General features: G+C 63.9%; 17 protein-coding genes. 9 read left to right on the plus strand and 8 right to left on the minus strand.

Annotated features, from left to right (window positions below; all coding sequences use genetic code 11):
- The first annotated feature begins 295 nt into the window (after window positions 1-295).
- Both NTV05_17140 and NTV05_17145 read left to right on the plus strand, forming a co-directional pair.
- The gene (locus tag NTV05_17140) at window positions 296-586 is read left to right on the plus strand and encodes a BrnT family toxin (GenBank protein MCX6546122.1); all 291 of its coding nucleotides are present in this window, start codon (window positions 296-298) and stop codon (window positions 584-586) included.
- 2 nt (window positions 587-588) lie between these two features.
- Entirely contained in the window at window positions 589-819 is a 231-nt protein-coding gene (locus NTV05_17145) for a BrnA antitoxin family protein (protein ID MCX6546123.1), read from the plus strand.
- A gap of 468 nt (window positions 820-1,287) precedes the next feature.
- On the opposite strand, the gene NTV05_17150 is transcribed toward NTV05_17145, so the two are convergent.
- On the minus strand, window positions 1,288-1,722 hold the full coding sequence (locus NTV05_17150) for a type II toxin-antitoxin system VapC family toxin (protein MCX6546124.1): 435 nt from the start codon (window positions 1,720-1,722) through the stop codon (window positions 1,288-1,290).
- Window positions 1,719-1,997, minus strand: coding sequence for a type II toxin-antitoxin system prevent-host-death family antitoxin (locus NTV05_17155; protein ID MCX6546125.1), 279 nt, complete (start codon window positions 1,995-1,997; stop codon window positions 1,719-1,721). The genes NTV05_17150 and NTV05_17155 overlap by 4 nt, the downstream gene beginning before the upstream one ends.
- Window positions 1,998-2,760: 763 nt before the next feature.
- On the opposite strand from NTV05_17155, the gene NTV05_17160 reads away from it, so the two are divergent.
- Window positions 2,761-3,183 (plus strand): hypothetical protein, encoded by a 423-nt coding sequence (locus NTV05_17160; GenBank protein MCX6546126.1) that lies wholly within the window; start codon window positions 2,761-2,763, stop codon window positions 3,181-3,183.
- Window positions 3,184-3,676: 493 nt separating this feature from the next.
- Here the strand turns inward: NTV05_17160 and NTV05_17165 are convergent, their stop codons facing one another.
- Together NTV05_17165 and NTV05_17170 are read right to left on the minus strand one after the other, a co-directional pair.
- Window positions 3,677-4,231, minus strand: a complete 555-nt coding sequence (locus tag NTV05_17165; protein MCX6546127.1) for a hypothetical protein — start codon at window positions 4,229-4,231, stop codon at window positions 3,677-3,679.
- A 292-nt stretch (window positions 4,232-4,523) separates the two neighbouring features.
- On the minus strand, window positions 4,524-4,826 hold the full coding sequence (locus tag NTV05_17170) for a D-Ala-D-Ala carboxypeptidase family metallohydrolase (GenBank protein ID MCX6546128.1): 303 nt from the start codon (window positions 4,824-4,826) through the stop codon (window positions 4,524-4,526).
- 310 nt (window positions 4,827-5,136) lie between these two features.
- Between NTV05_17170 and NTV05_17175 the strand changes: the two genes are divergently transcribed.
- Window positions 5,137-5,415: a hypothetical protein gene (locus NTV05_17175; GenBank protein MCX6546129.1), complete on the plus strand. Its 279-nt coding sequence runs from the start codon at window positions 5,137-5,139 to the stop codon at window positions 5,413-5,415.
- A 176-nt stretch (window positions 5,416-5,591) separates the two neighbouring features.
- Here NTV05_17175 and NTV05_17180 read toward each other — a convergent pair whose 3' ends face one another.
- The 3 genes from NTV05_17180 to NTV05_17190 are packed head-to-tail and all read right to left on the minus strand — an operon-like array spanning window position 5,592 to window position 6,588.
- Entirely contained in the window at window positions 5,592-5,804 is a 213-nt protein-coding gene (locus tag NTV05_17180; protein ID MCX6546130.1) for a type II toxin-antitoxin system HicA family toxin, read from the minus strand.
- Window positions 5,801-6,013, minus strand: coding sequence for a type II toxin-antitoxin system HicB family antitoxin (locus NTV05_17185; GenBank protein MCX6546131.1), 213 nt, complete (start codon window positions 6,011-6,013; stop codon window positions 5,801-5,803). The genes NTV05_17180 and NTV05_17185 overlap by 4 nt, the downstream gene beginning before the upstream one ends.
- Before the next feature lie 26 nt (window positions 6,014-6,039).
- Window positions 6,040-6,588 carry a hypothetical protein gene (locus NTV05_17190; GenBank protein MCX6546132.1) on the minus strand — a complete coding sequence of 183 codons (549 nt, stop codon included), beginning with the start codon at window positions 6,586-6,588 and terminating at the stop codon, window positions 6,040-6,042.
- 151 nt (window positions 6,589-6,739) lie between these two features.
- Between NTV05_17190 and NTV05_17195 the strand changes: the two genes are divergently transcribed.
- On the plus strand, window positions 6,740-6,985 hold the full coding sequence (locus tag NTV05_17195; GenBank protein MCX6546133.1) for a DUF2191 domain-containing protein: 246 nt from the start codon (window positions 6,740-6,742) through the stop codon (window positions 6,983-6,985).
- Complete coding sequence (locus NTV05_17200; GenBank protein MCX6546134.1) at window positions 6,982-7,407, plus strand: type II toxin-antitoxin system VapC family toxin; 426 nt, start codon at window positions 6,982-6,984, stop codon at window positions 7,405-7,407. Before NTV05_17195 ends, NTV05_17200 begins: the two co-directional genes overlap by 4 nt.
- 66 nt (window positions 7,408-7,473) lie before the next feature.
- Here NTV05_17200 and NTV05_17205 read toward each other — a convergent pair whose 3' ends face one another.
- Window positions 7,474-8,313, minus strand: coding sequence for a class I SAM-dependent methyltransferase (locus NTV05_17205; protein MCX6546135.1), 840 nt, complete (start codon window positions 8,311-8,313; stop codon window positions 7,474-7,476).
- Window positions 8,314-8,437: 124 nt separating this feature from the next.
- Between NTV05_17205 and NTV05_17210 the strand changes: the two genes are divergently transcribed.
- From NTV05_17210 to NTV05_17220, 3 genes are read left to right on the plus strand one after another with little or no spacing between them, the layout of a single operon-like run.
- Window positions 8,438-9,439, plus strand: coding sequence for a substrate-binding domain-containing protein (locus NTV05_17210; protein ID MCX6546136.1), 1,002 nt, complete (start codon window positions 8,438-8,440; stop codon window positions 9,437-9,439).
- A gap of 4 nt (window positions 9,440-9,443) precedes the next feature.
- Window positions 9,444-10,934 (plus strand): sugar ABC transporter ATP-binding protein, encoded by a 1,491-nt coding sequence (locus NTV05_17215; GenBank protein MCX6546137.1) that lies wholly within the window; start codon window positions 9,444-9,446, stop codon window positions 10,932-10,934.
- A complete protein-coding gene (locus NTV05_17220; protein MCX6546138.1) occupies window positions 10,931-11,914 on the plus strand; it encodes an ABC transporter permease in 984 nt (327 codons plus the stop codon). The genes NTV05_17215 and NTV05_17220 overlap by 4 nt, the downstream gene beginning before the upstream one ends.
- The last annotated feature ends 170 nt before the right edge of the window (window positions 11,915-12,084 follow it).

A 12,084-nucleotide genomic window follows, 5' to 3' on the forward strand; every position in this document is an offset into this window, starting at 1 on the left:
AACCAGCGCTCGACGTCGGTCACGGTCTCAGATGCGCGGGTAGCCATAGTATATGTGTAATGTAACACACATACCTCGCCGTTTCAACAGGCACGCTTCCGTGTCATTTTTCAGTGATGCTCAAAACTGGGGGTGGGCAAGAGATTCTGGGGTGTTGACATGGCGCCTCAACGGCGCTATACCCGACCGGCGCCGATGATATCGTGAGCGCCGGCGGGTGAGCGCGGAACGGTTATGCCGTCGATACAGGCGGGCTTCCACTCAGTCAATACATCGTGCATACTTAGTGAAGCGTATGTCGGACATCCAGTTCGAGTGGGATTCGGCCAAGGCCGAGGCGAACCTCAGGAAACACGGGGTGAGCTTCGAAGAGGCCGAGACCGTATTCTCGGACGACCTGGCGTTGTTGATTGACGACCCGGATCATTCCGACGAAGAGGAGTGCTTCGTCTTGTTGGGGGTGAGCGTCGCCCCTCGAATTCTGGCGGTGGTGCATGCGTATCGTTCGGCGCCGGAGCTGATTCGCATCATCTCGGCTCGGAAAGCCACGAAGTCGGAGCGCACGACGTATGTGAAGAGGCCTTGACCATGAGAAAAGAATACGACTTCCGCCATGCGCAACCGAATCCCTATGCGAAGCGATTGAAGCGATCGGTCACGATTCGAATCGACGAGGCGACAATCGCGTATTTCAAAGGCCTCGCTGCGGAAAACGGAGTTCCGTATCAAACGCTCATCAATTCGTACTTGCGGGACTGCGCATCATCCAAGCGGCGTCCGATGACGCGCTGGCTTGAAGCGACGAGAGGCGCGGCCTGAGGACGCCGAAACACCAGCAGCGGCCTCGAGCATCTTCCTGCACACGTCTCTGGCTGCGCCGACTCGCCAATACTTGAAGCAAGCTTGAAACTCTGCGCCTCAGAACGCCCAACACGACCGCTCAGCACCTGACGCTTGACGCCGAAAACGCCAACAAACCCGACACCACCCGCAACTACTTCACCCGCTTCTTTCGACTGTGGCTCCGGAAGTCGCGGGTTCGAACCCCGTTACCTACCCCACTTCCCTTCTCCAACTCCCGCAACAACTTCGCGTCGGTGTCGTCGAAGGCCGGGCCTGCACATCTGCCCACGTCATCGACAGCATCTCGCCACGACTGAGGCCCAAGTCAAGAGCGGCAATGATCATCGGCCGGACGTGACCGGCCACGACGTCTAGCAGCTTCTTCTCGTCCTCAGCGGGAAGGCGACGATGTTGGGCGGACAACAGAAATCCGGCTACTCGGCATCAACCACCAGCCCGCCGCTTCGACCAGTTCTCGACTCGCAGATCAGTGAAGCGCGAAAAGTCCCTGGTGTTGACCGTGACGAGCACGAGCTTGCTGGCGTGAGCAATCGCAGCGATCTGTCCGTCGACGTACGGAACCGGTCGGCCGCGTGCTTCCAGTCGTGCTCGCTCGTGACCGTGCCACGTGGCCGCCGCGTCATCGTAGGGCAAGATCGGAAATGACGCACGTACGACGTCTCTCAGGTAGGTCTCGAGGGCTGATCGGCGCCGACCCTGCGGAAGGCGGCGGCATCCGTACGTCAATTCGTGCCACACCGGGGCCGCGATGGCGCATTCGTGTCCATGTTCGTTGAGCCGTTCGACGATGTCCGCATCGGGAATCTTGGAGATCGGTGACGAGACGGTGCTCGTATCCAGCAGATACCGCAACGTCATAGCGAGACCGTGCGCCCGGCGCTCTTCTCCCGGATGGGCGCGAAGAAGTCGTTATCGAATCCAACTTCGTCGAGCGAGTACCGTTTGAGGAAGTCAAGGTAGGCCGTGCGGAACCGGGGTCGGTCAGCTCGCAGGCGTTCAAGAACTCGGAGGGCGACGACAGCAGCGACTGGCTTACCCCTGCGAGTCAGTTCGATCTCGACTCCGGCTTCGGCTTGGTCGACGATGCTGGGCAGGCTGCTTCGGGCCTCTGCGATGGAATACCGGTGGGACATATCCCATAATGTACATCTAAGTGTACACTAGCGCAATATGTTCTCGCCCAACCAACGGCTGCACCCGACGGCCGGGAATGCTCGGGGTGCACGGCCGCGGGTGAGCCGTGATCGTGACGCGTCTGGATGCGCAACAAGCTCCGCTCACAGCGATCTGCGCGGCTACGGTGGCGATCTCCCGCATGAAACGATCTTGAAACTCTGCGCCTCAGAACGCACGACGCGGCCATAGAACACCCGACGCAGTGGGCCGAGATCGCCAACAACACCGACACGACCAGCGACTGCTTCACCCGCTTCTTTCGACTGTGGCTCCGGAAGTCGCGGGTTCGAACCCCGTTACCCACCCCACTTCCCCGCCCCAACTCCTGCAACACCTTCGCGCGTTGTCGTCGAAGGCAGGGATGTCTGATGGCGCCGGTCCATCGTGATCGCACTTTCTGATTCTTCATGATCGCCGTGCCGCTGATGTTCGTCGTCTCGTTGACCAACTGATCCTCGGCAGGTGATGGCGGGTGTTCGGGACCGTGCGGGCGATCATGATCGCCGGTGCGGCGATCGGGATCGCGGATTCCGGGGTCTCGACCTGGGATTCCGGCGATCGTGATCGGGACGCCGGAGGCGGCCACGCTTCGCACCCGCGTGCTCTTCTGCTGGGTACTGCTCATCCATTCGGAGCCTCTACTGCATGCTACGCCCTTCGGTTCGAATCCACCGGGGAGATGCTGCTCTTGGACGTCAATCCGGGGCTCGTGGGTACGACGTGGCCCGTGTCGCCCACGGCGCGGCGACGGGCGGAGTGACCGTGGTCTTTCCATCCTCGAAGTGCCCGGAGGGACCCTACGGCTTCGGCACGATCAACGCGACCGGGAACGCCCTGCATATGGGCAACATTGATATCCGTACGGAGCAGTGCCTCAACGTCGTCACGGGCGTCATCGACGGGAAGCTCATTGTCCTGACGGCGGCAAACGGCGATGAACTCCACGGGACGTTCACTGGAGAATCAGCGTCGGCGGGGGGGATCGGGACCGTATTCAAAACCACGTTTACGTTGGTATTCAACGGCGGGACGGGGCGGTTCGAGAACGCGACCGGGACGGCGGAAGTGACAGGCGTGGTGACCAACGCGGCGAGTTACCCGTGGCCGGGTCGCTGGGAATGGACCGGAACGATCCGCTACTGATGCCATCGTTGAGCACATTATGTCGAGTGGCCTGACCGCATGGTGAGGCCGCGCAAGCGGGAGCGGAGGGAGGGGCGATCGACCGGACCGAGGCAGACGGGTGCCGAGCGGGCGGTGGTCAGTGGCGTGCCTGCGAGGTCTCATCACGTGTGGGCTCCTGCCGGAGACATCAGGCAAGAACCATGACAGGTATGGCTGCCGACACGGGTTCGGCATGCTGCAGCACGGCGAAACCCGAAGAATTCACAGGCGAGGCATCAGTTGGCCGACGCTCTGGAGCCGTGCGACGCAAGCGTTCACGCCGGCGGAGATCACGGATTCTTTGCGTTCTGGGAGAGTCCCAACGTAAAAACCCTTTCAGGGGGAGGAGACCACTTGCGGTGATCGTAGCTAAGTCGTAACCCTTCACTTCTGTCGAGGCTCCACCGGAGTGCGCTGGCGCGACGCCGAACGCGTGGAGGAGAAACTGTTGGCCCCCGCGGACTTGGGCGAACTAGCGAATCCTTGCGACCGCCGACCGACACCCCATCTGAGCAAGGTCGATCGCACGCTCTTGAGAAGCACCCAATGCGGCAACTTCCGCTCGGTTGTCGGCGAGTCGCTCGACACGATGCACGAGATCAGGGTCTCGGGTCGCCGCGGCCAGTCCACATGCCTCCATGACGATCCCCGCCACGTCAGCGTCCGTCGCGCCCTGTGGAGCATGCACGGTCTGAACACCAGTCAGTCGCATCCAAGCCACCGCGCGTACCCTCGCGTCGAGCTGTGTTGACAACCTGGTTCGCTGTTCCGAGCCCATGATCAAGGCCAGCGTCCGCAGCGCGCCAGTTACTTCACCGGCAGATGGGCCATTCGCACCGATGTCACCAGCCCCGGCCACGGTGACGAGCAAGGGGACGAGTTGACTAGGCTCGAAGCGCACCAACGCGTAGATGGCGGTCATTCCAGAATCGACGGAGCCAACTAGACTCGGAATCGCCGCCGGATCGCCCAGTTTGGCGACAACCCGGACGAGCGCTAGGTAGTAATCGGCTTCGAAGTCATCCAACTTGGCACCCCGGAGCGACAACGCACGCCGTCGCCCGCGCTCAGAGTTTAGTCGGTCGAGTTCGTCGCATAGCGCCCTCAACAAAGTCGGGCTCACTTGACCGGGGGGCAGTCTCTCGAGGTACGCAACAGTGGCGTTCCGCTCTCGCTGCGGTCCCTTGGTCAGGCGAGAGACGAGCTGTTCCTCCGAGGGAATCGCTGTTTGGGCGAGTACCGACCCATCACACATTACGAAGGAGACCAAAGCAACTGCGATCGTTAGGAGTGGTTTTCTCATTCCGCTTCTCCTTGCGCTACCAAGCCACATGCAAGTGATGATCAGCAGGATACGTGTCCCAGTCGAGAAGCTCCACAGGCCACGACACACAGGCAGCGTACCGCAGCAACATGAATTCGCCGTAGTCGTTGCGCACCTCCGGATAGAGATCGACACCTCTTCCGAACTGGTGGTAGCTCCCTGCCACCGCCCCTACTATCGCAGCATTCCGAACCGGGCAGCGATAGCCACAGGTCACGGTAATCTCCTTGCCGTAGGTGATTGACCGCATGATGTCGAGGTTCCACCAGACATCGCTCGAAACGATGCCCCAGGGCACGTGATCGTTGTCCTCTTGGTGGTTCAGTTGAGCCCATGAGAAGTAGGTCGAGGAACCACCGGTTGAGAATTCGGAGCATGCGGGTACCGTTAGGCCCTTAGACGCGTACTCCCCCGGAGGACATTGAGATCAGGGTCACCGCACCCCTCCGGCTCTCCTCCTCCCCCCACCGGTTCCGGCGCCGGCGCCGGATACGGATCTTCGGCCAGCATTCCGTCACCACCATCAGTCCTGTGTCCCCACATCCCGTACTGGAGGGCATCCAAGCGCCCATACTCTGCCACGACCTGTACATCGTCGTAGAGGAAGAATTCGTAAGAGCAACCGGCCCGAGTACGATTTCTCGCAAGGCGTCCGCGGGAAGCACCACAAGGCCTATCAAGCCGGCACCAACATCGTGTTTCTTGCGCCGGATATTGCGGCGGTTTTCCCGGATTCCCCGTCGGTAGATCAGGCACTGCGTTTGTTGGTACGACTTTCGAAGACGACGGCCGTGATTGGCAGCCGGCCTAATAAGGCGCTGCAGCCGACGAGCCGCGTTCGACAGAAAGCCAAATCAAAGGAACGGGCACGCGCGGCTCGCGGCTGAGCGCTCGCGTGACGCGTCTGGATGCGCAACAAGTTCCGCTCACAGCGAATTCGCGCGTGAGCTCTTCGACCTTCATTCTCCTGTTCAAATCCGGACGACGAGCGCTTCGGGGTTCTGGTGTGTGAAATGCCGCGTTCTGCGTATTGGACGTTGGGCAGATAACACGGAAATCGAAATCAGAGATCTTCGGGACGCAGGCCAGTGCGCTTCGCAACCCGGACAAGCATGCGGGGGCCAAGTTCCTCGTCGTCGTGGAAGGCAAACACGAAATCGGGCCAGCCCTCCCGCGAGAGGGTTCGGTGCGAGCCAGACTGGCGCTTGAGCCTCCACCCGATTCGGAGCAGGGCTGCGAAGACGCGACGAGCCTTCGCGGACGGCCAGGTGCTCACGCGGCAAGAAACGAGACGTTCAGGAACTCGGCGGGGGCCTCAGCGTGATCGAGCCGTTCGGCAAGCACCCGGAGTGCGAGCGCCTGGACGCGGGCAATCGCCTCATCTCGGGTTGCGCCGTAGCAGAGTACGCCGGCAAGGTCTGGGACCTCGGCAATCCAGCGACCGTCGTCTTCGAGTTCGAGTTCTATTCGGAAACTGTGGCTCACGGACGTACAGTAACACGACCGGCAAGTCACTGCCCAACGAGGCGCTGCGGCCGACGAGCCGCGGTGTCATCGTCGCGTATCGCGATCGATCGGAACAGGAGATCCGCGACATCAGCGTCGCTCGGGCGGACGGCGGCACCTGGAAACTCGGAGGCGTCCTTCACGCCGATGGCTGGAAGATCGCCGCCTGCCCGGTCAATGGGCCCGCGCTGGCGACGAACGGCGATGCGGTGGCGCTGGCGTGGTTCACCGCCGCCGGCGATCAGGGTCGCGTAAAGGTGACGATATCGCGTGACGGCGGCGCCATGTCGTGGATCGAGTTCGCGCACGCGAAAGCCGACCTGGTGGTGGCTTGGCGCACGTCGGGCGCTGCGCCGCACATCAGGATCGTCACGACGAAAGTCCCGGCCGACGCCGGGCCAACTACACCACCTGAAGCCCAACGTCGCTAGCAGATTGTCCAGACTCCGTCCGGTTTCCTCAAAGACCATCAGCCGCGCAAGAGCGAGCTCCGGATGGCAGTTCCTGCCACGCCGGTCACCGGTGGAGTTCGCAGTTTCTGCAACAGGCCTCATGCCGATCTGCTGATTCCGCAGCAATCCTGACATTCGCTGCCGGCACACACTGTGCAGAAGCGCTATCAGCGCGAAGCGCCTGGCTGCAGCGACATCGGGCAGACGTGAGGAGACTTGACATATGAGCATCGTTATTGATATGTCTAGACATATGCGAACCACTGTTCGGCTTGATGATGCGCTGCTCGAGCAGGCGCAACGGGAGGCGCGCAGGCGAGGTCAGACGCTGACCGCGCTGATGGCAGAAGGTCTGCGGTTGATGCTGGCCAAGGGCACCGTGGTGCCGAAGCGGTCGCCCGTGATCCTGCCGGTGTGCAAGGCAGGCGGCGGCACGTTGCCGGGTGTCGATCTCGACGATTCGGCGGCGCTGCTCGACATCATGGAGGAGCGGTCGTGACGCTCTCCGATGTCAACGTGCTGATCTATGCATTCCGGTCGGATGCGGCAGGCCATCAGGCGTATCGGGAGTGGCTGCGGGCCACGGTCAATGGTGACGAAGCCTACGGCATCGCGCCGCAGGTCCTTTCGTCGTTCGTGCGAGTGGTGACGAACCGTCGCGTGTTCGCCCAGCCGAGCAGGCTGGACGAAACGCTGCTCTTCTGCCACACGCTGATGGAACAACCGCACTGCCAGCTGATCCAACCCGGCCCGCGGCACTGGAAGATCTTCTCCGACCTGTGCCGGCACTCGAAAGCCACCGGTAACCTCGTCGCCGATGCGTGGTTCGCCGCGCTGGCGATCGAATCAGGGTGCGAATGGATCACGACCGATCGCGATTACGCGCGATTCGAGGGGCTCCGATGGAGGACGCCGGTTTGAACGGTGGGGCGGGCACGGCATGCCGTGCCCCTACGAACTGCATGGCGGGCGCGATGAATCGCGCCCCTACTGCGCGCGCTTGACGGCCCACTTCGTCGTGGTGCCGTTTGACGCGACCGTCCCCTCGATGGTGCTGCCGTTGACGCGGCCCTTGTACTGCGCGCCGTTGACCGTAAAGCTGATCTGATCTGCGACAAGCCTTCCGCCCGCAATCGGCGTCGAACCCGCACCATTCTTGAGCGACCCGGTCACGATCTGGAATTCCTGCGTGAGCGTCAACTCTCCCTGCGCGGACTGCCATGTGCCCGCCGCCTTCGCCGGCACAATCCAGAGGTATGCCGTGCAGTACGACGTGCAGTCTTCCGTCACCGTCACAGTGTCATCAGCGGTCCACTCGCCCATCGTGAACGAATTCGACACGATGCGCGTGCCGGGCTTCAGGTCCAGAATCTTCGGCCGCAATCTGAGGTTGATGTCCGGCAACAGAAACATCGTGATGACAGTGGCCGTGGAGAAATCGCTCTCGAACAGGTCGGCCTTCTCGAACGTGGCCCGCGCGCTCACACCCGCCTCAGCGGCGGCGCGCTTCGACAGCTCCACCATGTCGGGGTTGTACTCGATGCCGTGCGCCCGCGCGCCGCGCTTGGCCGCCGTGATCACCGTGCGCCCGTCACCCGATCCCAGGTCGAAGACGACATCCTGCGCGGTCACCTTGGCGATATCGAGCATCTTCTCTACCAGCGTCTGAGACGTCGGCAGCCAGATCACGTCCTTGCCGGCCTGGCCGGGCGTCGGCTGAAACTGACCGGGCGGAGGCTGCTGCTGCGCGTGTCCGAACGCGCCAGCTGCCACGACAGCCACTAACACAACCAGAAGCAAGCGGCGAGCGGAATGCGGTGCCTTCATGGGCGTCCTCCAACGGGCGATGGTGAGAATTCGCGTCGGCGCATTATGTCGGGCAAGGGTCGCCGGACGCAAGCGGAGAGGCTGGGACACAGTTCCCCGGAAGATGCGATAGGATCAGGCCACCATGCGCCGACTCACATTGCTCATCGTCATTCTTGCCATGGCCGCCGGCGGCGTCGCCGGGGCCGTCAGTGTCACCGCGTGCGGCAGCAAGTCCAGTAACGCCATCACGATCGCCGTCGTTCCCAAGGGCACGACCCACGAATTCTGGAAGTCGGTCCACGCGGGCGCCATCAAGGCGGGACGTGAGTTGGGCGTCACAATCCTCTGGCAGGGGCCGCTCAAGGAAGACGATCGCGAGGATCAGATTCGGGTGGTCGACACGCTGGTGTCGCGCGGCATCCAGGGGCTGCTGCTGGCGCCGCTCGACGACAAGGCGCTCCGCCAGCCGGTGGCCAACGCTGTCCGCGCGGGCGTCCCGGTGGTGACATTCGACTCGAAGCTCGAGAGCGACGATCCCGCCAGCCTGGTGGCGACGAGCAATCTCGATGCGGGCAAGCTGGCCGGCATGCACATGGGCAAGATCCTCGGCGGCCAGGGCAACGTCATCGTGATGCGGCTGCACGAGGGCGCCGCCAGCACGACGGCCCGCGAGCAGGGCTTCCTCGACGCGGTCGCGACGTTCCCCGGGATCAAGGTTGTGAGCTCGAACCAGTACGCCGGCGCCCTGGCCGAAGGGGCGTATCGCACGGGCGAGAACCTGCTGGCGTCCACGCGCGCCGCCGAAGGCGCCGTCCAAGGCATCTTCTGTCCCAACGAGTCGACGACGTTCGGCATGTTGCGGGCGCTGCAGAACGCGGGCCTGGCGGGCAAGATCAAGTACGTCGGGTTCGACAGCAGCGACAAGCTCGTCCAGGGCGTGCGCGACGGCCAGATTGACGCCTTGCTGCTGCAGGATCCGTTCGCGATGGGCTATGTCGGCGTCAAGACGCTCGTCGCCCACATGCGCGGCGAGAAGGTGGCGAAGTTCATCGACACGGGCGCAACCATCGTCACGCGCGACAACATGAACCAGCCCGACATCAAAGAACGCCTGCAACCGAATCTCGATCAATACCTGAAGTAGCGGCATGAGCCACGCCCGGCTTCGCGTCGCCAATCTCAGCAAGCGCTTCGGCCCGACCGTGGCGCTGGACGGCGTGCACCTCGAGGTGGCGGCGGGTGAGGTCCACGCACTGGTCGGAGAAAACGGCGCGGGCAAGAGCACGCTGATGAAGATCCTGTCGGGCGCGCTGCCACCCGACCACGGCGACGTGCACCTTGACGGCGAGGTGTTCCGCCCGCGCGATCCGCTGGACGCAAGACGGCACGGCGTACTGATGGTGTACCAGGAGCTGTCGCTCGCGCCGCATCTGTCGGTCGCAGAGAACATCCTGCTCGGCGCCGAGCCCACGCGCGCCGGCGTCGTGAGGCGTCAGGAACGCGACATCCGTGCCCGCCGGGCCCTCGACGCACTCGACCGCGCCGACATTCCGCTCGGAGCGCGGGCGGGCGATCTGCCTATCGCCGTCCAGCAGGTGGTCGAGATCGCGCGGTCGCTCGCACAGTCGGACACCCGCGTCCTCATCCTCGACGAACCAACCAGCAGCCTGTCTGAGCACGATGTACGGAGGCTGTTCGCCGCGATTCGCCGCCTGCGGGATCGCGGCCTGAGCATCATCTACATCTCACACGTGCTCGAAGAGGTGCAGGCCATCGCCGATCGTTTCACGGTGCTGCGCGACGGCGCGACGGTCGGGACGGGCACGGTTGCAGGCACGCCGGCGTCGGACATCGTGCGGATGATGGCCGGCCGCCAGCTGGACGAACTGTTCCCGCGGTCGCCGCACACGCCCGGCGAGACGCTCCTTGAATTCGCCGATGTGGCGGGGCTCGTGAAGCCGGACGCGGCCTCACTCTCCCTCCGTCGCGGCGAGGTGGTCGGCATCGGTGGACTGGTGGGCGCCGGTCGCACGGAACTGTTGCGCGTGCTCTTTGGCCTCGACCCTGTGAGGAGCGGTTCGGTGCGCGTGGCCTCGTGGAGAGGATGGACGACGCCCCGGCGCCGTCTCGCGCAGGGTGTCGGCCTGGCGAGCGAAGACCGCAAGGGCGAAGGGCTGGCGCTCGCCATGTCGGTCGCCGACAACATCACGCTCTCGAAGCTCGCCGGTCTCGGCCCGGGGCCGATCGTCGTGCCAGCGCGCCAGCGCGCCGCCGCCACCCGATGGGCCGACCGGCTCCGCGTCCGCTGTCGCGACATCTCGCAGACGGTCCGCGAGCTTTCGGGCGGCAATCAGCAGAAAGTCGCCATCGCGCGGCTCCTGCACCACGATGTGGACGTCTACCTGCTCGACGAACCCACGCGCGGCATCGACGTCGGCAGCAAGGCGGAAATCTACGGCCTGATCGACAAGCTGGCGCTGTCGGGCAAGGCGGTGCTGCTGGTTTCGAGCTACCTGCCGGAGCTGCTGGGGATCTGCGATCGCATCTGCGTGATGCGCCGCGGGCGGCTCGGGCCCGCGCGCCCGCGCGCCGAACTGACCGAGCACAACGTGCTGATGGAGGCGACAGGACAGGCATGAGCACAGACTCGACACACGCGGTGGCACGCTGGCTCGCCCGCAACAGCTGGGTGGGACCGTTGGTCGCGCTGCTGGTCCTCTACGCGCTCTTCGCGGCGCTGGTCCCCGACACGTTTCCAACGGCTGGCAATGTGCGGACGATGGTGCGGCAGACGACGGTCGTGGGCATCGCAGCGCTGGGCATGACGCTGGTGGTGATCCTCGGAGGCATCGACCTGTCCGTCGGATCCACCGTTGCGCTCGCGACGGTTGTGATTGCCTATCTCCTGCAGGCCGGTGTCGGACCGCTCGGCGCGGCCTTCGGCGGAGTGCTCGTCGCGGCGGTGTGCGGGATGTTCAACGGCGTCCTCATCACCAGCCTCCGCGTGATGCCGTTTATCGTCACGCTCGGCGCGATGGGCATCATCCGCGGCGCGGCCAAAGGGCTTGCGCACGAACAGAAGATCGATGCGCCCGTGACGTGGCTCAACAACCTGATCGCGGAACTGCCGCCGGGATCGAAATGGCAGATCCTCCCCGCCGGCGTCTGGCTGCTCATCGTTCTCGCCCTGGCGGCGTCGGCCCTGCTGCACTACACGCGATTTGGCCGCCACATCTTCGCTGTCGGATCCAATGAACAGACGGCGCGGCTGTGCGGCATCAATGTGCCCGGCGTCAAGATCGCGGTCTACCTGATCGCGTCGGCGCTGGCCGGGGTGGCGGGGATCATGCAGTTCTCGCGGCTGACGGTGGGCGACCCGACGGTGGCCAACGGTCTGGAGCTCGATGTGATTGCGGCCGTCGTCATTGGCGGCGGCACGCTGGCCGGCGGCGAGGGATCGATCCTCGGCGCGATTGTCGGCGCAATGCTGATGACCGAAATCAAGACTGGCGGCACGCACCTGGGGCTTTCGAACTGGGTGCAGGAGATCATCACCGGTGTCATCATCATCGTCGCGGTGGCGCTGGACCGGCTGCGGCATCGGCGGGTGGGGATGTGAAGGTCCGGGGGGACCCACGGCCGCGCGAGGGCTGGAGCGGGCCTTGGGATGGAGACCCCATGAGCGATCCGGTTACGGGGCGCTTCTCCGCACGTCCCCGCTCACGCAAGCCGGCAAAACATGCCTTACCGGGGCGGGATACCGACCTGACGTTTGCGCTCTTCGCGCAG

Source organism: Acidobacteriota bacterium, from assembly GCA_026393755.1.
Taxonomy (GTDB): Bacteria; Acidobacteriota; Vicinamibacteria; order Vicinamibacterales; family JAKQTR01; genus JBAXOX01.